Origin of the sequence: Thiohalobacter sp., assembly GCF_027000115.1 — a bacterium.
Classification (GTDB): Bacteria; Pseudomonadota; Gammaproteobacteria; order Thiohalobacterales; family Thiohalobacteraceae; genus JALTON01.
The window spans coordinates 1-25599 of record NZ_JALTON010000031.1; the positions used below are offsets into that span (position 1 = coordinate 1).

The following is a 25599-nucleotide window of genomic DNA, read 5'->3' on the forward strand; positions in this document are numbered from 1 at the left end:
TCGCGTTGCATCGAATTAAACCACATGCTCCACCGCTTGTGCGGGCCCCCGTCAATTCCTTTGAGTTTTAACCTTGCGGCCGTACTCCCCAGGCGGTCAACTTATCGCGTTAGCTGCGCCACTAAACTCTTAAATGAGCCCAACGGCTAGTTGACATCGTTTACGGCGTGGACTACCAGGGTATCTAATCCTGTTTGCTCCCCACGCTTTCGCACCTCAGCGTCAGTCTTGGTCCAGGCAGCCGCCTTCGCCACTGGTGTTCCTTCCGATATCTACGCATTTCACCGCTACACCGGAAATTCCGCTACCCTCTACCAGACTCTAGCCGGGCAGTATCGAATGCAATTCCCAGGTTAAGCCCGGGGCTTTCACATCCGACTTACCCAGCCGCCTACGCGCGCTTTACGCCCAGTAATTCCGATTAACGCTCGCACCCTCCGTATTACCGCGGCTGCTGGCACGGAGTTAGCCGGTGCTTCTTCTGTAGGTTACGTCAAGACACCGGGGTATTAGCCCGGTGCTTTTCCTCCCTACTGAAAGTGCTTTACAACCCGCAGGCCTTCTTCACACACGCGGCATTGCTGGATCAGGCTTTCGCCCATTGTCCAATATTCCCCACTGCTGCCTCCCGTAGGAGTCTGGGCCGTGTCTCAGTCCCAGTGTGGCTGATCATCCTCTCAGACCAGCTACCGATCGTCGCCTTGGTAGGCCGTTACCCCACCAACAAGCTAATCGGACGTAGGCTCATCCTTCAGCGCGAGGTCCGAAGATCCCCCGCTTTCCTCCGTGGAGCGTATGCGGTATTAGCCTGAGTTTCCCCAGGTTGTCCCCCACTGAAGGGCAGATTCCTACGCGTTACTCACCCGTCCGCCACTCGCCAGCCAGAAAGCAAGCTTTCTGCTGCTGCCGTTCGACTTGCATGTGTTAGGCATGCCGCCAGCGTTCAATCTGAGCCAGGATCAAACTCTTCAGTTCAAGTTTGTCGGTCGCTTTGAGGGCGACCAATCCTTGCTCGATGAATTACTGTCCAGGTATTTCTGGACGCTCTTCATCGATATTTGGTTGGCATCGCAACCATCGACGTGAGCGCCCACACAAGTCACCTGATCAAATTGTTAATGAGCCTGCCGGGAGCTGCGCCCGACAAAGAAGATCTATTATGCGGTCGATCTTCTGCTTCGTCAACCCCTTGGGGGTTGGTTTCCCGACCGATCCAGCGGCCCGCCGGGCTGCGTCATCGATCAGGAGCCGCGCATTATACGCAGGCCCCCGGGGCCGTCAACACCCCATGACAAAATAATTTCAACCCGCCCGCCGTGGCTCGGCACGACGAGCCTTCAGGCCAGGAAAACCCGGGCAAAACGGCGCTTTCCGACCTGTACCACGACCTCGGTGCCGGGGGGCAATGAGCGGCCGGTGTCGCTGACCCGCTCGCCGTCGAGGCGCACCGCGCCCTGGCGGATCATGCGCAGTCCCTCGGAGGTGCTGGACACCAGGCCGGCGGACTTGAGCAGGTTGGGCAGCGGCAGACCTTCCTCCGGGGCTTCGAGCCGAACCTCGGGCAGCTCCTCGGGCAGCACCCCCTTCTGGAAGCGGGCGACGAATTCGGCCTGAGCTCGCTCGGCAGCGACAACATCATGGAAACGGGCAACGATCTCGCGGGCCAGCTCGAACTTGACGTCGCGGGGGTTGCGGCCCTCGGCCACGGCCCGGCGCAGGGCCTCGATCTCGGTCATGGGCCGAAAGCTGAGCAGCTCGAAGTAGCGCCACATCAGCTCGTCGGAGATCGACATCAGCTTGCCGAACATCTCCCCCGGCGGCTCGTCGATCCCGACATAGTTGCCCAGCGATTTGGACATCTTCTGCACACCGTCCAGGCCCTCGAGGATGGGCATCATCAGCACCACCTGTTGCGGCTGGCCGTACTGGCGCTGCAGCTCGCGGCCCACCAGCAGGTTGAACTTCTGGTCGGTGCCGCCCAGCTCGACATCGGCCTTGAGAGCCACCGAGTCGTAGCCCTGGATCAGCGGATAGAGAAACTCGTGGATGGCGATGGGCTGGCCGCTTCGGTAGCGCTTGTCGAAGTCCTCGCGTTCCAGCATCCGCGCCACCGTGTGACGGGCCGCCAGCTGGATCAGGTCGGCGGCGTCCATCTCGTTCATCCAGCTGGAATTGAACACCACCAGGGTCTTCTCGGGATCGAGGATCTTGAAGATCTGCTGCTCGTAGCTGCGGGCGTTCTCCAGCACCTCGTCGCGGGTGAGCGGCGGGCGGGTGGCGCTCTTGCCGGTGGGGTCGCCGATCATGCCGGTGAAATCGCCGATCAGGAACAGCACCTCGTGCCCGAGGTCCTGGAACTGGCGCAGCTTGTTGATCAGCACCGTATGCCCCAGATGCAGGTCGGGTGCCGTGGGATCGAATCCCGCCTTGATTCGCAGCGGCCTGTTTTCCTTCAACTTTTCGAGAAGCTCCGATTCGACCAGGATCTCCGCCGCACCGCGACGGATCTGTTCGAGCGCCTGTTCCGGTGTTGCCACTGACTGACTCCCTGGAATAACTGGTTGCTGGGTGCGTCGCCGAAGAAAAAGGCGCACAGGTTAACATATCCCGCGCCTGCGCCCGGCTAGCCCGCATATTGCGCCAGGGTCTGCGGATGATGGCGGATTTGCAGCCGGGTTCGGGGAGGGCTGGAGCGCAAGCCGTAGCCGTCGCTACGGCTTGCGTGAAGCGCCCCCGAGGCCGAGCGAAAATCCGCCAGGGCCGCAGCAGGATGCGGGCGGGCACAAATCGTACTCCGGGCCATGGGCAAGAAACCCGGTTCATTGCCCGCCAGGACAACAGGTTGCCTGCCGCCCGCTTCCGACCTGGTGCAATATGCGGGCTAGACTGGGAGACCCGGTCCGCAGCTCGGTTGATTCCTGTGGCACGGAAGCTGCAGATAATTCTCAGGCCGGCCGACAACCTGACTGAAGGCCGGCAAGCTATTGACTGCCGGTGCCATGGCCGCTACTGTTCGGCCCGGAGAAACACAAGGAATTTCCGTGACCTATTCGTCGCAAGTGCGCATGGACTACAAGTCGCTGCTGGAACCCGCGCGGCGACGGAAATTCGCCTCGCTCCACTGGTGGGCGCTGGGGCTTGCAGCCATCGGCGGGGCCGCCCTGTTCGTGGCCGGCCCCGAGGAGGCCACCGCTCACCGCGAGGCCGCGCTCCGAGGCGGAGAACAGGCCGTCACCCTGCCGTTGCCGGACATCACGGCCACTGCGGGGAGTCCCAGGCCAATACAGACCCCGCGCACCGCGAAGCTGAGCCTGCCGCACCCCGCGAGCTCCGAGCCGACACGGCCATCGGCAGCGGCACCCGCATCCGTTCCGAATCCGCCGGCCGTCGAGATCGATCCCGCCGTGGACGTGGCAGTCAGCACGCCGCATGCGCCAGGCGCCGAACCGGCAGGGCGCTGGGAAACCACCACCGTCCGCCCGGGCGACAGCCTGGCCCGCATCTTTTCGCGCATGAAGCTCAGCGCCCGGGAGCTGCATGACATCATGGCGCTCGGTGAACCCGTCGCCAGCCTGAAGAAGATCCACCCGGGCGAGACCCTGCGTTTCCGCATCGGCGACGACGGCCGGCTGCTGGCGTTGCAGTACGACAAGAACCGGCTGCATGGCCTGATCGTGGAGCGCGGCGACGAAGGTTTCAGCGCCAGGGAGATCGCCCGCCAGCCGGAACGCGAGACGGCCTACGCCTCGGCCACCATCGACAGCTCGCTGTTCGTCGCCGCGCAACGGGCCGGCCTCAGCGACAACCTCACCATGGAACTGGCCAACATCTTCGGCTGGGACATCGACTTCGCCCTGGACATCCGCAAGGGCGACCGTTTCACCGTGCTGTACGAGAACCTCAATCTCGATGGCGAGCGCATCGGCCAGGGCGACATCCTTGCCGCCGAGTTCGTCAACCAGGGCCGCGTCTATCGCGCCGTACGCTACACCGATGCCAGCGGCCGCACGGACTACTACACCCCCGAGGGCCGCAGCATGCGCAAGGCCTTCCTGCGCACGCCGGTGGCCTTCTCCCGCATCAGCTCGCGCTTCAGCCTGGGGCGCAGGCATCCCATCCTGAACCGCATCCGCGCCCACAAGGGTGTCGATTACGCCGCGTCCTACGGCACGCCGATCAAGGCCACCGGCGACGGCAAGGTGGTCTTCCGCGGCACCAAGGGTGGCTATGGCCGCACCGTCATCCTCGCCCACGGCAGCCGCTACAGCACCCTGTATGCGCACATGTCGCGCATCGCCCGGGGCATCCGCAACGGCAGCCGGGTGAAGCAGGGCCAGGTCATCGGCTACATCGGCCAGTCCGGCCTGGCTACCGGGCCGCACCTGCACTACGAATTCCGCATCAACGGTGTGCACCGCAATCCGCTGACGGTGAAGCTGCCGGCCGCGGCGCCCATCGACAAGCGCTACGCCGCGGACTTCAAACGCAAGTCCGCGACCCTGCTGGCCCAACTCGAACTGGTCCGCGAACGCGAGACCCAGGTCGCCCTGAACGGCAACTGAACCGGCCCCGAAGGCTCCCCCGACCCATGACGGAGCCCACCCTGTTCATCGGCCTCATGTCCGGCACCAGCCTGGACGCGATCGACGCCGTCGTGGTCGACTTCACCGATGACCGGCCGCGTCTGCTGGCGGCGGTCGCTCACCCGCTCGATGCCGACCTGCGCTCCCGCCTGCTGACCGCGCTCGCCTCCGACTGCACCGACCTCGACACCCTGGGCCGGCTGGATGCCGAACTGGGCGAGCGCTTCGCAGCCGCCGCAATCGCTGTCCGCGAGGCCGCGGGTCTCACGGCGGACGCAATCGCCGCCATCGGCAGCCATGGCCAGACACTGCGCCATCGCCCGGACCTGCAACCCGCCTTCAGCTTGCAGATCGGCGACCCGGCCCGCATCGCCGAGCGTACCGGGATCACCACCGTCGCCGACTTCCGTCGCCGCGATGTCGCCGCCGGTGGTCAGGGTGCGCCGCTGGTGCCCGCCTTCCACGCCGCCCTGTTTCGCGCACCGGACGAGGACCGCGCCGTACTCAACATCGGCGGCATGGCCAATCTCACCCTGCTGCCCGGCGACCCTGCGGCACCGGTCACCGGCTTCGACACCGGGCCGGGCAACGTGCTGCTGGACGGCTGGATCCGCAAATGCCGCGGCGAGGCCTTCGACCGCGACGGTGCCTGGGCGGCGGGCGGGCGCGTGGACGAAACCCTGCTGGCCCGGCTGCTGGAGGACCCCTGGTTTCGGAGGCCACCACCCAAGAGCACCGGCCGCGAACACTTCGACCTCGAGTGGGTGAAGCAGCGACTGCCCGCCGGCATCGCACCTGCGGACGCGCAGGCCACACTGGCGGAACTGACCGCGCGCAGTATCGCCGATGCGATCCAACAGTGGGGCAGCGGCTGCCATCGCCTGCTGGTCTGCGGAGGCGGCGCGCGCAACGGCGACCTGCTGCGGCGCCTGCAACACCGGCTCCCGGAAACCGCCGTGGAACCGACCGACGCGCATGGCCTGCCTGCGGAATGGGTCGAAGCGGTGGCCTTTGCCTGGCTGGCACGGGAAACCCTGGCTGGCCGCCCCGGTAATCTGCCCGGCGTCACCGGTGCCGCAGGCCCGCGGACCCTGGGCGCGATCTATCCGCGCTGAGTGGCGCTCAGCCCTTCCAGAAGGTGGGTGTGAACAGCACCACCACGGTCATGATCTCCAGCCGCCCGAGCAGCATGCCGGCACTCAGCATCCACTTGGAGGCGTCGGGCAGGCTGGCAAAGTTGCCGGTCGGACCCACCACATCACCCAGCCCGGGGCCGACGTTGGTCACCGACGTGACCGCAGCGGTGAGGCTGGTGACGAAATCCAGCCCCTGCATGGCCAGGCCCAGCGCCAGCAGACCGATGGTCAACCCGAAGAAGAAGGAAAAGGCGACGATGGAACGGATGACGTCGTCACCGATCTCGCGGCCGTTGTACCGCTCGCGAATCACCGCCGTCGGATGCACCAGCCGGTGCAACTGCGCGCGCAGCAGCATCCAGGCGACCTGGAAGCGGAACACCTTGATCGAGCCCGTGGTCGAGCCGGAGCAGGCGCCGACGAACATGAGATAGAAAAACACCACTGCCGCGAACGGCCCCCAGCTCTGATAGTCATGGGAGACGTAGCCCGTGGTGGTGATCACCGACACCACGTTGAACACCACGCGCGTCGCTATCACACCCAGTCCCTCGTCGCCGCGCAGCCAAAGCCAGGCAATCAACACCAGGCTGATGAAGGCCACGAAGCCCAGGAAGCCGCGCACCTGCGCGTCCCGCCACAGCAGCCCCGGCCGGCCACGCAGGGCATGAATGTAGAGGGTGAAGGGCAGCCCCCCCAGCAGCATGAACAGCACGCTGACCCAGTGAATGGCCGGTTGCGGGAAATGCCCCATGGAATCGTCATAGGTCGAGTAACCACCGGTGGAGATGGTGGTCATGATGTGGTTCAGGGCATCGAAGTCGTCCATGCCCGCCATCCGGTAGGCGAGAAAGCCCAGCACGGTCAGGCCGAGATAGATGGCTGCAATGGCGCGCGCCACGCTGGCAAAGCGCGGAAAGGCCTTTTCCGACCAGTCCGATGACTCGGACTGGAACAGCCGCATGCCGCCGACCCTGAGAAAGGGCAGGATGGCAACGCCCATGACGATGAAACCGATGCCCCCGGCCCATTGCAGCAGGGAGCGCCACAGCAGGATACCGCTGGCATGATGCTCCAGACCACTGAGCACCGTGGCGCCGGTGGTGGTAATGCCGGACATGGTCTCGAAGAAGGCATCGGTAAAACCGATGTGCTCGACAAACATCAGCGGCAACGCGGCAAAGGCGCTCACCGAACACCAGACCAGGGTGGTCAGGACAAAGGCCTGGCGGGTGCTGAGGGAAAACTCGGACTGGCGGTTGAACACCACAGCAACGGCGCCGCAAAAGGCCGTGACGGCGGCAGCCAGCATGAAGGCGTTCCAGTGCCCTTCCTGGCGCAGCATCATCAGCAGCGCGGGTACCAGCATGAGCACGCCGAGCGCCACCAGGAACAGGCCAACGATGAACAGCAGCGGCCGCAACTGGATCATGCCGGTACCGCCTGCCGTTCAGCGCTGATCGATCGGCACGTAGTCGCGTTCCTGTTCGCCGGTATAGACCTGGGTGGGACGGAAGATGCGGTTGTCCTTGAGTTGCTCGCGCCAGTGCGCCAGCCAGCCGGCACAGCGGGCCACGGCAAAGATGGAAGTGAACTGGTCCTCGGGGATACCCATTTGCAGATACAGCAGCCCGGAGTAGAAATCGACATTGGGGTACACGCCCTTGGCGCCGAGACGCTGCTCCGCGGCCTTCTCCAGCGCCAGCGCGATCTCGAACAGGGGCGTGACCTCGCCGCCGCGCTTTTCCATCAGCTCCATCATCATGTTTTGCAGGATGGTGGCGCGCGGATCCTTGACCTTGTACTCGCGATGGCCAAAACCCCAGATCTTGCGCTTGTGCTCCAGCTGCTCGTCCAGCCAGGCCTCGACGCGATCCGGCGAGCCGATCTCACGCAGCATCTGCACCACCTTCTGGTTGGCGCCGCCGTGCAGGGGGCCTGCGAGGGTACCGACCGCAGCGGCAATCACCAGGTAGGGGCTGGCCAGGGTGGAACCGGCGACCAGCGCGGCAAAGGTGGAGGCATTGATGGTGTGCTCGGCATGCAGTATCAGGCAGGCATCCATGATCCGTGCATAGTCGGGGTCCGGATCCTCGCCATTGAACATGTACAGCAGGTTCTCGGCGTAGGTCAGATCCCTGCGCGGTTCGATCGGGTCGTAGCCGTTGCGCAGGTGTTCCCACATGGCCACGATGGTGGCCATGCGGGCGAGGATCTTCACCGACATGTTGTGCACGTAGTTGAGATCCTCGCAGACATCACTGCCGGTCAGGCACTCGTCGCCGGGATAGAACATGGACAGGGCCGCGATCGCACTCTGCAGCATTTCCATCGGATGCCCGGTCTCGGGGAGGTACTTCATCATTTCCCGGATGTTGTACTTGACCCGCCGGTTGTCGCGAAGCTGATGATCGAATTCCGTCAGTTCCTTGCGGGTAGGCAAGCGTCCGTCCAGCAGCAGCATGGCCGTTTCCTCGAAGCTGCTGCAGCGGGCCAGATCGGCGATGCGATAACCGCGATAGGTCAGGATGCCGCGCTTGCCGTCGAGATCGGAAATGTTCGACTTGGTGGCGGGAACGCCTTCGAGACCCGGCAGGTATTCGCTCATGGTGCATCCTCACGCAAGTGGACGGGCAGGCGCAAAGCATAGCAAAGCGGGACCCGGAAAAGGAAAAGGGGGCGCCAGGCGCCCCCTTGATCCGTGATGCAGCGACTCAGGCCGAGAAGGAGGAACCGCAGCCGCAGGTCGTGGTCGCGTTGGGATTGCGGATCACGAATTGCGCACCCTCGAGATCTTCCTTGTAGTCGATCTCGGCGCCGACCAGATACTGGAAGCTCATGGGATCGACCAGCAGGGTCACGCCGCACTGCTCGACGGTGGTATCACCCTCGTTGATGTCCTCGTCGAAGGTAAAGCCGTACTGGAAGCCCGAGCAGCCGCCGCCGGTGATGAACACGCGCAGCTTGAGGTTGGGGTTGTCTTCCTCCTCGATCAGACTCTTGACCTTGAGGGCCGCCGCCTCGGTAAAGATCAACGGCGATTCGGTTTCGGTCGCAGCGGTTTCGCTCATTTCAGTTCTCCACAGCAAGTGCCGGATGGTTCGGAAATGGCAAAATTATCCTTTTTCCGAGTACGGCAGTCAAGAATTCCGGGTGGCCAAGCCATCCTCGCCGGCCTCGTCGATGCGGGTCACCGGTGCCGGCTCGCGGGTTCCGCGATGCACCAGGTTGCCATTGACCTCGGCCCCCATGGCCATCTCGATCAGGCTGTAATAGACATTGCCGGTCACCCGTGCCTGCGCCGCCAGCTCGACCCGCTCGGCGGCATGGACATCCCCGATGACGGTGCCGTTGAGCATCAGGGTGGGCACCTGCACCTCACCCTCGATACGACCATGTTCGCTGACCATCAGCAGGGCGTCGCCGCCCTCCGCGATCACGTTGCCCTTGATGGTCCCATCCACATGCAGGCCGCCGCTGAAGCGGATGTCGCCCTCGATCACCGTCTGCTGCCCGATCAGCGTATCGATGCGCGCCGGGCTCTTCCTGAGCTTGATTCCGAACATGGCACTGTCTCCCTGGCTGCCTCAGGCCGGCGCCTGCGGGTGCTCCGCCGGCCATTCAAAGGTCCATTCTAGCGGATCGGCGCCGCGCCGTGACGGGATCGCCTTCACAGTCACGCGCTCGGGCACGAAGCCGGGCGGGAACCGCCATTCCCCCTGGATATTCTGGAAATAGCGGAAACGGTACTTGAAATCACGGCTTGCGTCGGCGCTGATGTCCGCCTGCTCGAGCGTCTTTGCGGCCCCGCCCTGCTGGCCGGTGACCGCCAGCCGCACCCGCCCGCTCGCGACGCGGTCGTTCTTCTTGATCTGCACCAGCACCAGCCGGAACCGGTAGCCGTTCTCCAGCCCGGGGATCGGCTCGACCACGAACCCCTGGGCCTGAAGGCCGATACGGCTGGTTTCCGGGGCCATGATGCCCCGGTAGAACGTGAGTTCCTTCTGCAGGTCGTGGATCTGCTGCTCCAGCGCTGCCCGGTCACGACGGATCTCCGCGTAGGCCGCCTCGTCGACCTGGCGCGCACGCTGGAGCAGCGCCAGCGAGCGCTCGGCCTCCGCCAGACGCTCGTGTGCCGCCGCCAGTTCCTGCGCCAGTCGATCGCGCTCGGCGCCGAGCCGCAGCAGCTCGGCCTCGGCATGACTGCCGCCCATGCGATACAGTTGCCAGCCGCCGACCAGGGCCAGCACCGCGAGCAGGGCCAGCGCCATCCGAAGTTTCCAGGCACGGTAGACGAAGACCTCGGTGCGATGGGCATCCATGCGCGACGCTCAGGGCAGCAGGCCGATGCCGCCCAGGCCCAGCGCCTCGTCGAGGCCGAACATCAGGTTCATGTTCTGCACCGCCTGGCCCGCTGCGCCCTTCACCAGATTGTCGATCACGCTCAGCACCACCAGGGTGTCGCCGTCCTGGGGCCGGTGCACTGCAATCCGGCAGTGATTGGCGCCGCGCACGCTGCGGGTCTCGGGATGGGCGCCCGGCGGCAACACGTCGACGAAGGGCTCATCGCGATAGCGCGCCTCGAACAGCGCCTGCAGGTCGCGGTCGGGATCGCGCAAGCGGGCATAGAGGGTGGCATGAATGCCGCGGATCATGGGCGTGAGGTGCGGCACGAAGGTCAGTTCCACCGGCGCGCCCGTGGCGGCCTCCAGACCCTGCCGGATCTCGGGCAGGTGACGGTGGCCGGGTACGGCGTAGGCCTTGAAGGAATCGCCGGCCTCGGCCAGCAGCGTGCCCACGGCCGCCTTGCGCCCGGCGCCGCTGATGCCGGACTTGCAGTCGGCGATCAGACCCTCGGCCGACACCACGCCCGCTTCGAGCAGCGGCAGCAGGCCCAGTTGCACCGCGGTCGGATAACAGCCGGGATTGGCCACCAGCCGCGCCTCGCGGATGGCAGCGCGGTTGACCTCGGGCAGGCCGTACACCGCCTCGGCGAGCAGCCCGGGGCAGGCGTGTTCCATGCCGTACCACTGCGCCCACTGGCTGGCGTCGCGCAGGCGGAAGTCTGCAGCCAGATCGATCACCCGCGCACCGGCCGCGAGCAGTTCCGGCACCATCCCCATGGCGATGCCATTGGGGGTGGCGAAGAACACCAGGTCGCAGCGGCCGAGCCGGGCGACATCCGGCTCGCTGAAGCACAGGTCCACATGGCCGCGCAGGTTGGGGAACAGCTCGGCCACCGGGCGGCCGGCCTCGCCCCGCGAGGTAATGGCCTCCAGCCGCACCTCGGGATGCCCCGCCAGCAGCCGCAACAGTTCCACGCCGGTGTAACCGGTACCTCCGACCACGCCCACCCGAATCATGACTGCCCGAACCTCGATCGACTGTGAAACAGGCCGCCCATGGTAAAGCCTGGCCCGCATATTGCGCCAGGGGCTGGGATGATGGCGGGCACACATCGTACTCCGGGCCATGGGCAAGAAACCCGGTTGATTGTGCACCAGGACAACAGGTCGCCCCCCGCCCGCTTCCGCCCTGGTGCAATATGGGGGCGAGCCCGGCGCTTGAACACCGGCCGCGCCTTGCACCCGTTGCGGCGGCTGCCTTAGCATGAGCGGCGCACGCCGCCACGAGTCCTCCCATGTTCCACCACTTCCGCCATTCCGGCAAAGACCTGCTTTCGCCCCAGGCCTGGAAGGCGCGCATCCTGTTCTGGAGCGGCGCGGTGCTGGTGGGCCTGTTGGCGACCGGCTTCGCACTGGCCACGGAGTGGGCCAACGAGCTGTTTCGTCACGGCATCGACGACCGGCTTTGGGTCACCTTTCTGCTCTGCCCGGCCGGACTGGTGACGGTGGCCTGGCTGACCCGGCGCGTCGCGCCGGAGGCCCGCGGATCCGGCATCCCCCAGGCCATCGCCGCGCTGGACATGACCGACCATCTCAGCCGCAGCCGGCTGCTCTCCTTCCGCATTGCCTTCAGCAAGATCGGGCTGTGCCTGCTGGGCATGCTGAGCGGCGCCTCCATCGGCCGCGAGGGGCCGACCGTGCACATCGGCGCTGCGGTGATGTTCTCGCTCGGGCGCTTCGCCCACTTCCCGCACCACTACCTGGATCGCGGCCTGATTCTCGCCGGCGGTGCAGCGGGCATTGCCGCGGCCTTCAACACGCCGCTGGCCGGCATCCTGTTCGCGATCGAGGAAATGGGGCGCTCGTTCGAGGAACGCACCAGCGGCACCCTGCTCACGGCGGTGTTCCTCGCCGGCATCACGGCGGTCGCGATCCAGGGCAACTATGCCTATTTCGGGACGGCGCACGCCCAGCTCGCGCCCAGCCAGGTACTGCTGCCGATCCTGGTCTGCGGCATCCTCGGCGGCCTGATCGGCGGCCTGTTCGCGCAACTGCTGGTCGGCAGCACCTCGGCGATTGCGGCCATCGCCGGGCGACGCCCGCTGTTGCTGGCCGCGGGCTGCGGACTGGCGCTGGCGGTCATCGGCTGGCTGTCGGGCGGACTCACCTTCGGCACCGGCTACCACGAGGCCCGGGGGGTGCTAACGGCAGAGGCGGAACTGCCGGAGAGCTATTCGCTGCTCAAGATGGCCGCCACCTGGGTGTCCTATCTGAGCGGCATCCCGGGCGGCATCTTCGCACCCTCGCTGGCCGCCGGTGCCGGCGTCGGCTCGGTCTTCGCCGACTGGTTCCCGGCCTATCCGGCGGGCGCCATCATCATCCTGGGCATGGTCGGCTACTTCACCGGCGTGGTGCAGACCCCGATCACGGCCTTCGTCATCGTCATGGAGATGACCGACAACACCGACCTGCTGCTGCCGCTGATGGCCACTGCCTTCCTTGCCTACGCGACCTCGCGGATGGTCTGTCCCACGCCCATCTACCAGGCGCTGGCAAACGGCTTCCGGCCCGGGTCCGCGAAGGAACCCGCGGCCGGCGGCTGAGCAAGGCGCGTCCATTTCAGGATCGCGACCGGCCACTCCGGTATGATGGATACCGGACCCGCCCTCGCGGGCACAGCGGGAGGCCGTACATGGACCCCATCGTTCAGACCATCGCGCTCACCATGGGCGTCGCCTGGGCCAGCGGCATCAACCTCTATGCCGCCATCTTCATGCTCGGCTACCTGGGTATGACCGGAGACATCACCCTGCCGCCGGACCTGCAGGTACTCAGCGACCCGCTGGTACTGTTCGCCGCCGGCTTCATGTACTGCGTGGAATTCTTCGCCGACAAGACCCCCGGCGTGGACACCGGCTGGGACGCCATCCACAGTTTCATCCGCATTCCCGCAGGCGCGGTGCTGGCCGCGGGCGCGGTGGGTGACGTCAGCCAGGCCGCGCAGATTGCGGCGGGACTGGTCGGAGGCACCCTGGCCGCCACTAGCCACGCCACCAAGGCCGGCTCGCGGGTGCTCATCAACAGCTCGCCCGAACCCTTCAGCAACTGGGCGGCGTCCATCGGCGAGGACATCGCCGTCATCGCCGGGCTGTGGACGGCGCTGCACCATCCCTGGCTCTTCATCGTGCTGCTGGCCCTGTTTATCCTGCTGGTGGCCTGGCTGCTGCCGAGGATCTGGCGGGGCATCCGCCGCCTGTTTGCCTTTGTCGGCCGGCTGCTGGGACGAAAGAGGGAACCCGAGCCGCCGTCGGCGGGTCCCAGCCACGAGAACCGGCTGCCGCCGGGCACCAATTCCACGGGAGACCCATGAAACTCAAGGATTCACTGATCGCGCTGTTCGCCGTTGTCCTGCTCGCCGTCCTCGGCTGGATCTGGCTGTCGCCACAGGGGCTGGAGAGGGCACCCGAGATCAGCGTCACCACGCTGGATGGCGAAACCATCGACCTGGCCGAGTTGCGCGGCCGGCCCGTGCTGGTCACCTTCTGGGCCACCAGCTGTCCCGGCTGCATCAAGGAGATGCCGCATCTGATCGAGCTTTACGAGGCGTTGCATCCCAAGGGGCTGGAACTGATCGGTATCGCCATGGCCTATGATCCGCCGAATCACGTGCTCGCCATGCGCGAGGCAAGACAGATTCCCTACCCCATCGTGCTCGACACTGAAGGCAAGCATGCGTTGGCCTTCGGTGACGTGAGGCTCACCCCCACCTCTTTCCTGATCGCGCCGGACGGGCGCATCGTGCGGCACAAGATCGGCGAAATGGACATGGACGCGTTGCGCGCCCAGATCCTTGGCATGCTGCCCGGGGCCTGAAATGCACGCCGCCTACACCAGCCTGCCCTGGGTGCTCGCCTTCCACGTCATCTTCATGGTGACCTGGTTCGCCGGCCTGTTCTACCTGCCGCGGCTGTTCGTCTACCACGCCATGACCGAGGACGCCGCCGGCAACGACCGCTTCAAGATCATGGAACGAAAGCTGTTCTTCGGCATCATGACCCCCGGCGCCATTTTCACCATCGCGCTCGGCCTGTGGATGCTGGCCGACAACTGGCCGGCCTACGCCAGGGCCGGCTGGCTGCATGCCAAGCTCGCGCTGGTGGCCCTGCTGGTGGTCTACCACCTCGCCTGCGGCAAGTGGTTGATGGATTTCCGGCATGATCGCAACCGGCACAGCCATGTCTACTATCGCTGGATGAACGAACTGCCCGTGTTCGCCCTGATCGGCATCGTACTGCTGGTCATGCTCAAACCCTTCTGACAGACCCTCAGGCCGTTCACCGCCCGCGCAGCAAATCCGCCATCATCCGCAGCCCCTGGTGCAACATGCGGGTTAACCCAGAAAGCGTGACCAGATAACCCGTTGTTTCTCCTAGATCTCACCGTCTCCTTCAAGTTGTAAATACGAACCGTTTGCATTTGCGTTACTGATTCTACTAAGATGTGCTCTCCGGCGCACGGACGCCGGTCCAACAACCGCAACCCGGCGGCACCCTGGGTGCCGCGACCGAATCCAAGGGGAGAAACTAGCAATGCACAAGCGCACCCTGTTGGCCAGCGCACTCACCGGCCTGATGGCCACCACCGCCGCCCAGGCGGACCGCATGCCGACCGCAGAGGAGATGTGGCGGATCATCCAGCAGCAGCAAAAGGAAATCGCGGATCTCAAGGCCCGCCTCGCCGATACCGACGAGAAGGTCGAGGCCACCGGCGAGATGCTCGACGAAATCGCCAGCAGCGCACCGGCCTCGGGCGGGGAACGGAAGGCTGCACTCGGGGCAGCACATTCACCGTTCGAACACGGCAGCAGCGGACGCACCATCGTGGGCGGCTATGGCGAGCTGCACTACAACAACCTCGAGGGCGATGGCGGCGCCTCCGACAAGAACGAGATCGATTTTCACCGCGCCATCCTGTTTCTCGGCCACGAGTTCTCCGACCGCATTCGCTTCTTCTCGGAAATCGAATACGAGCACGCCTCGATAGACAACAACAGCGACGGCGGTGTCTATCTCGAACAGGGTTACCTCGAGATGGACCTGAACGAGCGCCTGCGGGCCCGCGCCGGCCTGTTGCTGGTGCCGGCCGGCTTCCTCAACGAGGTGCACGAGCCGCCGCGCTTCTATGGCGTGGAGCGCAATCCCGTGGAGGCCAATATCATTCCTACTACCTGGTGGGTGGGCGGCGCCATGCTGACCGGCGAGATCGCGCCGGGCTGGAGCTTCGACGCGGCGCTGCACGAGGGCATGAACATGAGCGCGGCAGACAACTACGCGGTGCGCAAGGGCCGCCAGAAGACCAGCAAGGCGGTTGCGGAAGATCTTGCCTTTACCGGCCGCATCCGCTGGAACGGACTCACGGGACTGGATCTGACGGCCTTCTGGCAGTACCAGTCCGACGTCACCCAGGGCACCGACCCGAACGCAGGATCGGCCAATCTGCTGGGCGTCACCGGGGTCTACAACACCGGACCCTTCACCGTGAAGGCGCTCTATGCCCAGTGGGATCTGGACGGCAGCGGACCGGCGGCCATCGGCGCGGACAAGCAGCGCGGCTGGTACATCGAGCCCTCCTACAAGTTCTCGGAGAAGCTGGGGCTGTTCGCACGCTACAACGACTGGGACAACCAGGCCGGCAGCGACACCGGTGCCGGCGCCAACACCGGCAAGACCCAGTGGAATGCCGGCCTCAACTGGTGGATCCATCCCGACGTGGTGCTGAAGGCCGACCTGGAGTTCCAGGACAACGACGACGGCCAGGACCGCAACGGCTTCAACCTGGGCGTGGGCTATCAGTTCTGACGCTGTATCCGGACCTTCGGGTCAGGCACAATACGGGGCCCGCTTGCGGGCCCCGTATCACCGTTCCAGCTCCATGCATGGACCCATCATCATGTTCAGACACCTGATGCACGCCCTGCTCCTGCTCCTGCCCCTGGCGTGTGGCCCCGCAGCGGCGCGTGGCGTGTACCAGACCCCCGAGGCCTTTCTCGACGAAGTCTTTGCCGGCCAGGTACCGGAAGCGCGGGTGCTGTGGCTCCGCGGCGAGATCAGGGCCGGCGTCAAGCGCATCCTCGGCCACCGCTATCCCAGCCTGCGCATCCGCTACTGGCAACGGGGTCCGCGTACTGCCTGGATCCTGGAAGAGATCGGCAAGGAACAGCCCATCACCACCGGTGTCGTGGTCGAAAATGGGCGCATCGAGCGTATCCGGGTACTGGTGTTCCGCGAGTCCCGTGGCTACGAGGTACGACACGAATTCTTTACCCGCCAGTTCGACCAGGCGGGCCTCGACGAGGAAGGCAGACTGGACCGGCACATCGACAACATCTCCGGCGCCACCCTGTCGGTGCGCGCCATGAAGAAGCTGGCGCGGCTGGCACTGTTCCTAGACCGGCAGATTCGCAAGCCCTGAACCCGGCAGGCAACGCATGAAGCTCAAGGCCTTTTATCTCTGGCATCGCTACACCGGCCTGGTTGCTGCGGCCCTGGTGCTGGTACTCGCAGTGACCGGCCTGCTGCTCAATCACACCGATCGCCTGCAACTCGACCGCCGTCACGTTCAGACTGCCTGGATCCTGGACTGGTACGGCATCCGCATGCCGGACGCGGTCATCAGCTACGCCCTGGGCGGGGGCCGTCATCTGACTCAGGTGGGACGACACCTGTATCTCGACCAACGGGAGCTGGAGGGGGAATACGAGAACCTGATCGGCGCCGTGGCCTTGACCGACCTGATTGCGGTCGCGGCCGATGACCAGATCCTGCTGCTCACGCCGGAAGGCGATCTCATCGAGCGCCTGACCGGCGCCGAGGGTGTGCCTGCAGGGATGCGCAAGCTGGGCACTACGGCAGAGGGACGGCTGCTGGTCGAGGGGGGGCATGCCCTCTATGCCGCCGACAAGGACTTCCTGCGCTGGGAACGCTGGACGGGCGACGCGGCGACCACCGAATGGGTGCGACCGGGACCGTTGCCCGACGGCCTGCGCCGGGCGCTTGAGGCACACTATCGCGGAGAGATCCTGCCCTGGGAACGGGTCCTGCTCGACTGGCACTCAGGGCGTTTCTTCGGACGCTACGGCCCCTGGGTCATGGATGCGGCCGCCGTGCTCCTGATCCTGCTGGCACTGAGCGGCAGCTGGATCTTCCTGCGCATCCAGATCAAGCGCCACCAGCGCCACGAACGGCCCGCCGGCCGTTCACGGAAATAGCGCCCGACCTCTTGACGCATTCACGCAGGTGCGCAGAGCGCACCCTGCACACCCGCGATGGCTCACATCTTCGACTGCAGGTAGTTCTGCAGGCCCACCTTGCCGATCAGTTCCAGCTGGGTTTCCAGCCAGTCGATGTGTTCTTCCTCGCTCTCGAGGATGTCCTCGAACAGCTCGCGACTGACATAGTCCTTGCAGCTCTCGCAATAGGCAATGGCCTCGCGCAGCAGGGGCACGGCCTCCTGCTCCAGGGCCAGGTCGCACCTGAGCATTTCCTCGACCTGTTCACCCACCTTGAGCTTGCCCAGGTCCTGGAGGTTGGGCAGCCCCTCCAGGAACAGGATACGCCGGATCAGCGCATCGGCATGCTTCATCTCGTCGATGGATTCCTGGTATTCGTGCTCGTTCAGTTCCTTCAGGCCCCAGTTCTCGTACATGCGGGCATGCAGGAAGTACTGGTTGATGGCGGTGAGTTCGTTGCGCAGCGCCTGGTTGAGATAATCGATGACCTTCGGGTCTCCCTTCATGCGGGGTCCTCCGGTGACTGGGAAATGAAACGGGAATGGGAAGTGTAGCCGATCAGCGCGGCCTTGCGCCGCGGCGGGCGCTCAGGCGCACTGCAGGGCGGGATCGTCCAGGCTGCAGCTCTCGCGTTCCTCGTCGATCAGTGCGCGCGCGCAACGCCCGCACTTGCCGCACTGGGTCGCCACGCCCAGCGACTGGCTGAGATCGCGCAGGCTCTGCGCCTCCCCCTGACGCACACGTTCGCGGATCTGGCTGCAGGTCACCCCCTTGCACAGGCACACGTACATGTTGCGGTCTCCTCTCGCCCTTGCGGTTGATCGATTCGCTGTCTGTATTCAAACCTAAATGCGAATCGTTGTCAATTGTATTCCATAAAACAACCGGAGCGACCCCGCCCGGATGCCAGGAGATCCAGGAAACCGATGTACATACAATACTTTGCAGAAGAGACTCGGGCGCGCGGCCCTCAGGTCTTGCCGGCCCGGATCAGGCCACCGAGCCCCGCCTCGTCCAGCGCCGCTTCCAGCCGCGCGCGGACGCCGGCCGCGCGTTCCTCGCCCAGCACCGCCTCGGCCACGCAGCGGGCGCTGCGGCTGTCAAAGGAACGGATGGCCCACTTGACCCGGGGCAGGCTGCCGACGCTCATGCTCAGGCTGTCGATGCCCAGCCCGAGCAGCACCAGGGCCGCACCGGGATCGCCCGCCATCTCCCCGCACACGCCCACCGGCCGGTCGCACTCGTGGGCGCGGCGAATGATCTCGGCCACCACCCGCAACACCGCCGGGTGCAGCGCGTTGTACAGGTCTGCCACCTGCGGGTTGTTGCGATCGACCGCCAGCAGATACTGGGTCAGGTCGTTGGTGCCGATGGAGAAGAAGTCCACCCGGCGCGCCAGCGCGGCCATCTGGTAGACGGCGGCCGGCACCTCGATCATCACGCCGACAGGCGGCAGGCGCACGTCGTAGCCCTCCTCGCGCAACTCGTCGGCGGCCTTGTGCAGCAGCGCAATGGCGTCGTCGACCTCTCCCACGTCGCTGATCATGGGCAGCATCAGGCGCAGATTGCCCAGTCCCAGGTCGGCGCGCAGGATGGCGCGCAACTGCAGCAGGAAGATCTCGGGATGGTCCAGGGTAAGCCGGATGCCGCGCCAGCCGAGAAAGGGATTGTCCTCCTCGATGGGGAAATAGGGCAGCGGCTTGTCGCCGCCCACGTCGAGGGTACGGATGGTCACCGGGCGCGGCGCGAAGGCCTCCAGCACCTGGCGGTAGACCCGGTACTGTTCGTCCTCGCCAGGGAAACCCTCGCGGATGAGAAAGGGGATCTCGGTGCGGTACAGTCCCACGCCCTCGGCGCCGCTGCGCAGCGAGGGGGTAATGTCGGCCAGCAGGCCGGTGTTGACCTGCAGCGGGATGCGCACGCCATCCTCGGTCTCCGCCGGCAGCTCCGCCAACTCGGCCAGCCCGGCCTTGAGCTCGTCCTCCTCGCGCACCAGGCGCCGGAACTCGCCCATCAGCACCGGCGAGGGCTTCACGTAGACGCGACCGCGATAGCCGTCCACCACCAACGGCTGACGATCGAGTCGCGGCGCCGGCAGGTCGGCGACACCCATCACCGCAGGGATGCCCAGGGCATGGGCCAGAATGGCCACATGGGAGGCGCTGGAACCGGTCGCCGATACCACCCCGACCAGGTGACCGGTGGGAATCTCGGCCAGCTGCGCGGCACTCAGTTCCTCGCCGACCAGGATGGTGGGGCCGTCCACCTCCAGCGTCTCCTGCTGCTGGGCCTGCAGCCGGACCAGGATCCGCCGGCCGAGATCGCGCACGTCGGCGGCGCGTTCGCGCAGGTAGGGGTCGTCCATGTTCTCGAACATCCGAACATGTTCGGCAATAGTGTCGCGCAGCGCCGCCGGCGCCCAGTTGCCGGCGCGGATGCGCGCCAGGGTGCCGTCGATCAGGGTGTCGCTGGACAGCATCAGCGAGAAGGCCTCGAAGAGGGCAAGGTCCTCCTCCGGCAGCACCTTCTCCATGCGCAACTGGAAACCGCGCAGCTCCTGCTGCACGCCGGCGACGGCCTCCCGGAACAGCCGCTCCTGTTCCTCGATTTCGACACCGCTGACGGGATGATCGGGCACGGCCTCCAGCTTGGCCGCCGGATACACCACCCGCGCCGTGCCGATGGCCAGCCCGGGCGACCCGGGCACGCCGCGCAGGATGAACTCGGTGTCGCCGACCTCCTTGACCAGGTGGGCGACACCGCCGCTGGCCTCGGCATGGCTGATGGCGCCGGCGAGCTGCGCGGCCAGCGTGACCAGGAAGGTGACTTCGGATTCCTCGAAGCGCCGTCGCGCCCGGTTGCGCACCACCAGCACGCCCAGCACCTGGCGGTGCTGGATCAGCGGCACCCCGAGAAAACTGCGAAACACCTTCTCGCCGGTGTCCCAGGTACCCTGGTAACGGGGATGCGAGGGGGCATCTTCCAGATTGACCGGCTCGGCACGCTCCGCGACCAGGCCGACCAGGCCGTGGCCGACCGGCACCCGCACCTTGCCGATGGCCTTGCGCGGCACCCCGTCGGCTGCCATCAGCAACAGCTCGTCCTGTTCGGGCTCGCGGAAATAGACGGTCGCCGCATCGACCTGCATGGCCGAGCGCACCCGCTGGACGGTCAGCTCCAGCGCCGCCTGCAGATCGGGCGCGTCATTGACCTCCTGGACGATGCGGCGCAGAACCTCGAACATTCGGACTCCCTGGCACAGCCACCGCCACCACGGCGCCGACCGTGGCGGGAGGCAGGATGAATCGGAGGGTGAATCAGCGGCGCGCGGAGCCGGCCAGACGTCCGCCGGCTGCCCCCGGTGCGGGCGGCACCCCTTCCGGAAACAGCAGCGGCGCCAGCTCGCGCAGCGCGCGACGATAGACACCGCGCTTGAAGGCCACCACTTCGCGCAGCGGGTACCAGTAGCTCACCCAGCGCCAGCGGTCGAACTCGGGATGGTCGGTGGCGTCCAGCCTCACCGCCTCCTCGCTGCCCACCAGCTGCAGCAGGAACCAGACCTGCTTCTGGCCGATGCAGACAGGGCGCGCGTTGCGCCGCACATAGCGGTCCGGAAGACGGTAGCGCAGCCAGCCGCGCGTGGCGCCCATCACCCGCACGTCATCGGGCCCCAGTCCGACCTCCTCCTCCAGCTCGCGATACAGGGCCTCCTCGGGCGTCTCGTCGCTGCGGATGCCGCCCTGCGGGAACTGCCAGGCATCCTGGCCGATCCGGCGCGCCCACAGCAGGCGACCCTCCCGATTGCTCAGGATGATCCCGACATTGGGACGATATCCATCCGGATCAATCACTTGCCTGAACTCCCGGCGACGACTGGCTCCCACCCGATTCTGTCAGAAAGGCCCGCGCGCCGCAAACGGCTCCAGCCCGCGGCCGTGGCCAGGACCGGGCCGCTCCGGGTATGCTGTGCGCCCCTTTCGACGGCACCGGCGAGGAGCATCCGTGGGTCTGGCCCTGTTCGATCTCGACAACACCCTGCTCGGCGGGGACAGCGACTATCTCTGGGGGCGTTTCCTGGTCGAGCACGGCATCGTCGACGGCGACGAATACGAGGCCCGCAACCAGGACTTCTACGAACAGTACCGCGCCGGCTCGCTGGACATTCAGGCGTTCCTGGCCTTCTCGCTGGCCCCGCTGGCCGCCCACCCGCCCGAACGCCTCTATCAGTGGCGCGAGGCCTTCGTGGAGACCTTCATCGAGCCCATCATGCTGCCGGCCGCCCGCGACCTGCTGGAGCGCCACCGCGCGGCCGGGGACGAGCTGGTCATCATCACCGCCACCAACCGCTTCGTCACCGAGCCCATCGCCGAGCGCTTCGGCGTTTGCCACCTGCTGGCCACCGAGCCCGAGATGCGCGACGGGCGCTACACCGGCCGCCCCGCAGGCATCCCCTGTTTCCAGGACGGCAAGGTCCGGCGCCTGGAGGCGTGGCTCGCCGAGCAGGGCCGCGACCTGAGGGATACCTGGTTCTACAGCGATTCCCATAACGACCTGCCGCTGCTGGAACGGGTCGACCGCCCGGTGGCCGTGGACCCCGACGAGACCCTGCGCCGCATCGCCCACGAGCGCGGCTGGCCGGTCATCAGCCTGCGCGACTGACCATGGAGGTGCCGGCCCGCCGCCCTGCCCCGCTGCTGTTCGGCCTGCTGGCGGTGACCGCGGCCAGCCTCGCCGCCGGCCTGGCGCTGGGCAGCCTGCCACTGGGCGTCGACCAGCTTTTCGATGCCCTCTCCGGTCGCGGCGATCCCCTGCTCGCGCGCATCGTCACCGAACTGCGCCTGCCGCGGGTACTGGCCGCCTTCGCGGTCGGCGGGCTGCTGGCGCTGTCCGGGGTGCTGATGCAGGTGCTGCTGCGCAATCCCCTGGCCGACCCCTATGTGCTCGGCACCTCCGGCGGCGCGGCCGTGGCGGCGCTGGGACTGATGCTGCTGGGGCTGTCGGGCTGGGTGATCAACCTCGGCGCCTTCGCCGGCGCGCTGGGGGCGGTGCTGCTGGTGTTCGCGCTGGCGGGGCCGCAACGGCGCGGCGATCCGACCCGGATGCTGCTGACCGGCATCATCCTCGCCGCCGGCTGGGGCGCGCTGATCGCCTTCCTGCTCACCCTCAGCCCCCCGGGCCGGGTACAGGGCATGCTGTTCTGGCTGATGGGCGACCTGGCCCAGGCCTGGCAGCCGGGAGCGGCACTCTGGCTGTTGCTGCTGCTGACTGTGGCCGGCCTGCTGCTGGCGCGTCCCATCGACCTCATGGTACGCGGTGACCGCAGCGCCGCCGCACTCGGCGTGCCGGTGACGCGGCTGCGGCCGCTGCTGTACCTGATCGCCTCTGCCGCCACGGCCACCGCCGTCGGTCTTGCCGGCAGTGTCGGCTTCATCGGCCTGATCGTGCCTCACCTGCTGCGGCTGGCCGGCGCCCGCGGCCACCGCCTGCTGCTGCCGGCCAGCGTGCTCGGCGGCGGCAGCCTGCTGGTGCTGGCCGACGCCGCGGCGCGCAACCTGATGGCGCCCATGCAACTGCCGGTGGGCATACTCACCGCGCTCATCGGCGTACCCCTGTTCCTGTTCCTGCTGCTGCGGAGCCGGTCGTGCTGAGCATTCGCGGCCTCGTCCTGCAGGCAGGGGAACGCCGCCTGTGCGCCCCCTTCGACTGGGACGTGCGCGCGGGCGAATGCTGGGGCGTGCTGGGGCCGAACGGCGCCGGCAAGTCCACCCTGCTGCACAGCCTCGCCGGCCTCCTGCCCCCCGCCGCCGGCGCCATCCGGCTCGACGGCGCACCCATCGACAACCTCGCGCCTCGGGCCCGCGCCCGGCGCCTCGGACTCATGGCCCAGGACGACGGTGACGCCTTCCCGGCCAGCGTGCTCGAGACCCTGCTCACCGGCCGCTACCCCTGGCTCGGCCCCTGGGGCTGGGAGGGCGAGGCCGACCGGGCCGCGGCGCGCACGGCGCTGGCGGCCGTCGATCTCGGCGGTTTCGAGCACCGCGACGTGCGTACCCTGTCGGGCGGCGAGCGGCGCCGGGTGGCGCTCGCCACCCTGCTGGTGCAGAACCCGGCGCTGATGCTGCTGGACGAACCCCTGAACCACGTCGACCTGGCCCACCAGCAGCGGATCCTTGCCCTGCTGCGGGAACGGGCCGCAAGCGGCAACCACGCCGTGGTCATGGTGCTGCACGATCTCAACCAGGCCCAGCGCAGCTGCGATCATGTACTGCTGCTCGGACGGGGGCAGGCAGAGACCGGACCGACGGCTGAACTGCTTGAAGCCACGCGCCTGTCACGGCTGTTCGGCTGCCCGCTGCGGCAACTCGACTGCGAGGGAGGCAGGGTCTGGGTCGCCGACTGATGCCCGCCGCAGCCCCCTGACTGCGGCCTTCGGCCTCCCTCCAGGCTACGCAATGCCACCCGGCAGCACCGCGCGCAGGAACAGCTCGACCAGCCGGTCGGTCAGGGCTTCGAGGGGGATGTCCTTGACCTGCGGCGACTCCAGAATGCACTTCTCGTACAAGGCCTCGCGCACCATGCCCTGGAACATCAGGCCGGCGACCCGGGCATCCGGCGTGCGCTGGCCGGTCTGGCGACCGACTTCGGCCAGGGAGTGGGCAATGAACTCGGCGAAGGGCCGCCAGCGGTTCTCGAAGAAGGCGCGCGCCTGGGAACTGCCCTCGAGCACGCTGTGCAGTTCCATGCGCAGGTAGTCCGGGTCCTCGGCCACGGCATTGACGTAGACGCGGGTCATGCGCCGGAGCACGTGGGCAAAGTCATCCGGCTCGGCAAGGATGGCCTCGACATAGCTCTCGCGCCGCGCCGCGATCTCGCCGAGTACGGTTTCGTAGAGGACCTGCTTGGACTCGAAATGGCGGTAGAGCACCGCCGGGCTGACGCCGACCCGGCGGGCGATCTCATCCACCGACACCCCGTGATAGCCGCGATCGGCGAACAGCACCTTGGCGACTGCCAGGATCGCCGCCCGCCGCTCGGCGGCCTTCATGCGTTTACCCCCCATAGTGCACCAGGGGCTGCGGATGATGGCGGATTTGCAGCCGGGCTCGGGGAGGGCTGGCACTCAAGCCGTGGCCGTCGCTACGGCTTGAGTGAAGCGTCCCCGAGACCGAGCAAAAATCCGTCAGGGCCGCAGCAGGATGCGGGCGGCCACAAAATGCACGCGGAGACAAAGAGGTCGAATTCCGGTTCATCGTCCACCAGCGCAACAAGTTGCCCGCCGCCCGCTTCCGCCCGGCTGCAATATGGGGGCTGGCATGTATCACCCGGCGGGGCGCGGAAGCCCTCCGCGCCCCGCTTCGTCACGCCTTGCGGATGAAGAACTCGAACTCGCCGCCGGCATCATTGGACGCCACCAACTGGTTGCCGGTCTGCTTGCAGAAGGCCTCGAAGTCCTTCACCGAGCCCGGATCGGTGGCCAGGATGCGCAGCACCTGGCCGCTGCTCATGCCGGCGATGCTCTTCTTGGCCCGAAGAATGGGCAGCGGACAATTGAGACCGCGTGCGTCCAGTTCCGTGTCGAATGTGCTCATCTCCCGCCTCCTGGCGCCGTGCGCCAATAAGTTAGTAAACGTTTACTTATTTAGACCAGGCGAACGGTCCTGTCAAGGGCAAGCCACTGGTGGACAAGGGCGGGGTCAGCCCCCGAACAGGCGCTGCCACCAGCGGCGGCGGTTGCCGGGGAGGGGTCCGTCGGCCTCGAGATCGACGGGCGGGATCTTGGAGAGGATCCAGCCGGGTTTGGGGGGATTGTCGGAGAAGCCGCAGGAGACGCCGAGGTTGTTGGGATCGAAGATCTTGATGTAGGCCGGCGCCTCGAAGGAATCCGTGTAGACGATGCCGCAGTAGTCCTCGCCGTGCTCGCGCCGCAGCAGCGCGTCGACCTCGTCGATGAAGCGCAGCAGCTGCTCCGGCTCGGCGGTGTCGGTGGGCGGGGTTTCGCCCACGGCATAGATGTACCAGCCACCGTCGGCATCGCGGCGGACGACCTCCCAGAGCGCATCCAGCTGCGGCCAGCGCAGCACGCCATGGAAGCTGCCCCGGAAGGCCTCGAGAAAGGGATTCTGCGTCGGTGTCTCGGCGCGGTTCATGGCTCGGTTCCTCGTGGTCGGGGCCGGCGTCGTCACGACTTCAACCACGACGACGCCCCCTGATTCCCTGCTGCGGCCCAATTTAAGCACATTCCCCGC

At 66.5% G+C, this 25599-nt stretch carries 26 protein-coding genes and 1 rRNA gene; 12 read left to right on the forward strand and 15 right to left on the reverse strand.

All coding sequences use genetic code 11. The features are described from left to right. Positions 1-975, reverse strand: a 16S ribosomal RNA gene (locus MVF76_RS04630); the annotation flags it as partial. Between the two features lie 362 nt (positions 976-1337). Next, on the reverse strand, positions 1338-2537 hold the full coding sequence (gene tyrS / locus MVF76_RS04635; protein ID WP_297527624.1) for a tyrosine--tRNA ligase: 1200 nt from the start codon (positions 2535-2537) through the stop codon (positions 1338-1340). 504 nt (positions 2538-3041) lie between these two features. Here tyrS and MVF76_RS04640 point away from each other — a divergent pair. Beyond that, positions 3042-4562, forward strand: coding sequence for an OapA family protein (locus tag MVF76_RS04640; RefSeq protein ID WP_297527625.1), 1521 nt, complete (start codon positions 3042-3044; stop codon positions 4560-4562). A gap of 26 nt (positions 4563-4588) precedes the next feature. After that, the gene (locus tag MVF76_RS04645) at positions 4589-5698 is read left to right on the forward strand and encodes an anhydro-N-acetylmuramic acid kinase (RefSeq protein ID WP_297527626.1); all 1110 of its coding nucleotides are present in this window, start codon (positions 4589-4591) and stop codon (positions 5696-5698) included. Positions 5699-5705: 7 nt separating this feature from the next. Here the strand turns inward: MVF76_RS04645 and MVF76_RS04650 are convergent, their stop codons facing one another. The 6 genes from MVF76_RS04650 to argC all read right to left on the reverse strand — a co-directional run bounded on the left by MVF76_RS04650 (position 5706) and on the right by argC (position 11082). Next, entirely contained in the window at positions 5706-7151 is a 1446-nt protein-coding gene (locus tag MVF76_RS04650; protein WP_297527627.1) for a TrkH family potassium uptake protein, read from the reverse strand. Between the two features lie 18 nt (positions 7152-7169). Then, on the reverse strand, positions 7170-8327 hold the full coding sequence (locus MVF76_RS04655; RefSeq protein WP_297527628.1) for a citrate synthase: 1158 nt from the start codon (positions 8325-8327) through the stop codon (positions 7170-7172). 106 nt (positions 8328-8433) lie between these two features. Next, positions 8434-8790, reverse strand: coding sequence for an iron-sulfur cluster insertion protein ErpA (gene erpA / locus MVF76_RS04660; protein ID WP_297527629.1), 357 nt, complete (start codon positions 8788-8790; stop codon positions 8434-8436). A gap of 69 nt (positions 8791-8859) precedes the next feature. Beyond that, positions 8860-9285 (reverse strand): bactofilin family protein, encoded by a 426-nt coding sequence (locus MVF76_RS04665; protein WP_297527630.1) that lies wholly within the window; start codon positions 9283-9285, stop codon positions 8860-8862. 21 nt (positions 9286-9306) lie between these two features. After that, a complete protein-coding gene (locus tag MVF76_RS04670; protein ID WP_297527631.1) occupies positions 9307-10041 on the reverse strand; it encodes a DUF6776 family protein in 735 nt (244 codons plus the stop codon). Between the two features lie 9 nt (positions 10042-10050). Further along, positions 10051-11082: an N-acetyl-gamma-glutamyl-phosphate reductase gene (gene argC, locus MVF76_RS04675; RefSeq protein WP_297527632.1), complete on the reverse strand. Its 1032-nt coding sequence runs from the start codon at positions 11080-11082 to the stop codon at positions 10051-10053. A gap of 278 nt (positions 11083-11360) precedes the next feature. Between argC and MVF76_RS04680 the strand changes: the two genes are divergently transcribed. The 7 genes from MVF76_RS04680 to MVF76_RS04710 all read left to right on the forward strand — a co-directional run bounded on the left by MVF76_RS04680 (position 11361) and on the right by MVF76_RS04710 (position 17332). Beyond that, positions 11361-12668: a chloride channel protein gene (locus MVF76_RS04680; RefSeq protein ID WP_297527633.1), complete on the forward strand. Its 1308-nt coding sequence runs from the start codon at positions 11361-11363 to the stop codon at positions 12666-12668. Positions 12669-12757: 89 nt separating this feature from the next. After that, on the forward strand, positions 12758-13435 hold the full coding sequence (locus tag MVF76_RS04685) for a DUF4126 family protein (RefSeq protein WP_297527634.1): 678 nt from the start codon (positions 12758-12760) through the stop codon (positions 13433-13435). Further along, a complete protein-coding gene (locus MVF76_RS04690; protein ID WP_297527635.1) occupies positions 13432-13938 on the forward strand; it encodes a peroxiredoxin family protein in 507 nt (168 codons plus the stop codon). The genes MVF76_RS04685 and MVF76_RS04690 overlap by 4 nt, the downstream gene beginning before the upstream one ends. A 1-nt stretch (position 13939) precedes the next feature. Beyond that, a complete protein-coding gene (gene hemJ, locus MVF76_RS04695; protein ID WP_297527636.1) occupies positions 13940-14383 on the forward strand; it encodes a protoporphyrinogen oxidase HemJ in 444 nt (147 codons plus the stop codon). A gap of 271 nt (positions 14384-14654) precedes the next feature. Beyond that, positions 14655-15923 (forward strand): porin, encoded by a 1269-nt coding sequence (locus tag MVF76_RS04700; RefSeq protein WP_297527637.1) that lies wholly within the window; start codon positions 14655-14657, stop codon positions 15921-15923. A 91-nt stretch (positions 15924-16014) separates the two neighbouring features. Next, a complete protein-coding gene (locus MVF76_RS04705; RefSeq protein WP_297527638.1) occupies positions 16015-16536 on the forward strand; it encodes an FMN-binding protein in 522 nt (173 codons plus the stop codon). Between the two features lie 16 nt (positions 16537-16552). Beyond that, on the forward strand, positions 16553-17332 hold the full coding sequence (locus MVF76_RS04710) for a PepSY domain-containing protein (RefSeq protein WP_297527639.1): 780 nt from the start codon (positions 16553-16555) through the stop codon (positions 17330-17332). Between the two features lie 62 nt (positions 17333-17394). Here MVF76_RS04710 and bfr read toward each other — a convergent pair whose 3' ends face one another. From bfr to MVF76_RS04730, 4 genes are all read right to left on the reverse strand, one after another. Next, entirely contained in the window at positions 17395-17859 is a 465-nt protein-coding gene (gene bfr, locus MVF76_RS04715; protein WP_297527640.1) for a bacterioferritin, read from the reverse strand. Positions 17860-17940: 81 nt separating this feature from the next. After that, positions 17941-18144, reverse strand: a complete 204-nt coding sequence (locus tag MVF76_RS04720) for a (2Fe-2S)-binding protein (RefSeq protein ID WP_297527641.1) — start codon at positions 18142-18144, stop codon at positions 17941-17943. A gap of 179 nt (positions 18145-18323) precedes the next feature. Further along, on the reverse strand, positions 18324-20597 hold the full coding sequence (gene ptsP, locus MVF76_RS04725; RefSeq protein ID WP_297527642.1) for a phosphoenolpyruvate--protein phosphotransferase: 2274 nt from the start codon (positions 20595-20597) through the stop codon (positions 18324-18326). 73 nt (positions 20598-20670) lie between these two features. Continuing rightward, the gene (locus tag MVF76_RS04730; protein ID WP_297527643.1) at positions 20671-21204 is read right to left on the reverse strand and encodes an RNA pyrophosphohydrolase; all 534 of its coding nucleotides are present in this window, start codon (positions 21202-21204) and stop codon (positions 20671-20673) included. Between the two features lie 151 nt (positions 21205-21355). Between MVF76_RS04730 and MVF76_RS04735 the strand changes: the two genes are divergently transcribed. From MVF76_RS04735 to MVF76_RS04745, 3 genes are read left to right on the forward strand one after another with little or no spacing between them, the layout of a single operon-like run. Then, positions 21356-22012 (forward strand): HAD family hydrolase, encoded by a 657-nt coding sequence (locus MVF76_RS04735; protein ID WP_297527644.1) that lies wholly within the window; start codon positions 21356-21358, stop codon positions 22010-22012. Positions 22013-22014: 2 nt separating this feature from the next. Then, positions 22015-23001 (forward strand): FecCD family ABC transporter permease, encoded by a 987-nt coding sequence (locus MVF76_RS04740; RefSeq protein ID WP_297527645.1) that lies wholly within the window; start codon positions 22015-22017, stop codon positions 22999-23001. Beyond that, positions 22995-23753: an ABC transporter ATP-binding protein gene (locus tag MVF76_RS04745; RefSeq protein WP_297527646.1), complete on the forward strand. Its 759-nt coding sequence runs from the start codon at positions 22995-22997 to the stop codon at positions 23751-23753. The genes MVF76_RS04740 and MVF76_RS04745 overlap by 7 nt, the downstream gene beginning before the upstream one ends. Before the next feature lie 45 nt (positions 23754-23798). Here the strand turns inward: MVF76_RS04745 and MVF76_RS04750 are convergent, their stop codons facing one another. The 3 genes from MVF76_RS04750 to MVF76_RS04760 form a co-directional block, all read right to left on the reverse strand. After that, positions 23799-24398 (reverse strand): TetR/AcrR family transcriptional regulator, encoded by a 600-nt coding sequence (locus MVF76_RS04750; RefSeq protein WP_297527647.1) that lies wholly within the window; start codon positions 24396-24398, stop codon positions 23799-23801. A 313-nt stretch (positions 24399-24711) separates the two neighbouring features. Further along, entirely contained in the window at positions 24712-24942 is a 231-nt protein-coding gene (locus MVF76_RS04755) for a sulfurtransferase TusA family protein (protein ID WP_297527648.1), read from the reverse strand. Between the two features lie 105 nt (positions 24943-25047). Continuing rightward, positions 25048-25500 carry a hypothetical protein gene (locus tag MVF76_RS04760; RefSeq protein WP_297527649.1) on the reverse strand — a complete coding sequence of 151 codons (453 nt, stop codon included), beginning with the start codon at positions 25498-25500 and terminating at the stop codon, positions 25048-25050. Between the last annotated feature and the right edge of the window lie 99 nt (positions 25501-25599).

Bases quoted from the DNA above. Each gene is read 5' to 3' on its own strand.
- MVF76_RS04645 (WP_297527626.1), top strand. From the start codon at position 4,589: ATGACGGAGCCCACCCTGTTCATCGGCCTCATGTCCGGCACCAGCCTG.
- MVF76_RS04650 (WP_297527627.1), bottom strand. From the start codon at position 7,151: ATGATCCAGTTGCGGCCGCTGCTGTTCATCGTTGGCCTGTTCCTGGTG.
- MVF76_RS04655 (WP_297527628.1), bottom strand. From the start codon at position 8,327: ATGAGCGAATACCTGCCGGGTCTCGAAGGCGTTCCCGCCACCAAGTCG.
- erpA (WP_297527629.1), bottom strand. From the start codon at position 8,790: ATGAGCGAAACCGCTGCGACCGAAACCGAATCGCCGTTGATCTTTACC.
- MVF76_RS04665 (WP_297527630.1), bottom strand. From the start codon at position 9,285: ATGTTCGGAATCAAGCTCAGGAAGAGCCCGGCGCGCATCGATACGCTG.
- MVF76_RS04670 (WP_297527631.1), bottom strand. From the start codon at position 10,041: ATGGATGCCCATCGCACCGAGGTCTTCGTCTACCGTGCCTGGAAACTT.
- argC (WP_297527632.1), bottom strand. From the start codon at position 11,082: ATGATTCGGGTGGGCGTGGTCGGAGGTACCGGTTACACCGGCGTGGAA.
- MVF76_RS04680 (WP_297527633.1), top strand. From the start codon at position 11,361: ATGTTCCACCACTTCCGCCATTCCGGCAAAGACCTGCTTTCGCCCCAG.
- MVF76_RS04685 (WP_297527634.1), top strand. From the start codon at position 12,758: ATGGACCCCATCGTTCAGACCATCGCGCTCACCATGGGCGTCGCCTGG.
- MVF76_RS04690 (WP_297527635.1), top strand. From the start codon at position 13,432: ATGAAACTCAAGGATTCACTGATCGCGCTGTTCGCCGTTGTCCTGCTC.
- hemJ (WP_297527636.1), top strand. From the start codon at position 13,940: ATGCACGCCGCCTACACCAGCCTGCCCTGGGTGCTCGCCTTCCACGTC.
- MVF76_RS04700 (WP_297527637.1), top strand. From the start codon at position 14,655: ATGCACAAGCGCACCCTGTTGGCCAGCGCACTCACCGGCCTGATGGCC.
- MVF76_RS04705 (WP_297527638.1), top strand. From the start codon at position 16,015: ATGTTCAGACACCTGATGCACGCCCTGCTCCTGCTCCTGCCCCTGGCG.
- MVF76_RS04710 (WP_297527639.1), top strand. From the start codon at position 16,553: ATGAAGCTCAAGGCCTTTTATCTCTGGCATCGCTACACCGGCCTGGTT.
- bfr (WP_297527640.1), bottom strand. From the start codon at position 17,859: ATGAAGGGAGACCCGAAGGTCATCGATTATCTCAACCAGGCGCTGCGC.
- MVF76_RS04720 (WP_297527641.1), bottom strand. From the start codon at position 18,144: ATGTACGTGTGCCTGTGCAAGGGGGTGACCTGCAGCCAGATCCGCGAA.
- ptsP (WP_297527642.1), bottom strand. From the start codon at position 20,597: ATGTTCGAGGTTCTGCGCCGCATCGTCCAGGAGGTCAATGACGCGCCC.
- MVF76_RS04740 (WP_297527645.1), top strand. From the start codon at position 22,015: ATGGAGGTGCCGGCCCGCCGCCCTGCCCCGCTGCTGTTCGGCCTGCTG.
- MVF76_RS04750 (WP_297527647.1), bottom strand. From the start codon at position 24,398: ATGAAGGCCGCCGAGCGGCGGGCGGCGATCCTGGCAGTCGCCAAGGTG.
- MVF76_RS04755 (WP_297527648.1), bottom strand. From the start codon at position 24,942: ATGAGCACATTCGACACGGAACTGGACGCACGCGGTCTCAATTGTCCG.
- MVF76_RS04760 (WP_297527649.1), bottom strand. From the start codon at position 25,500: ATGAACCGCGCCGAGACACCGACGCAGAATCCCTTTCTCGAGGCCTTC.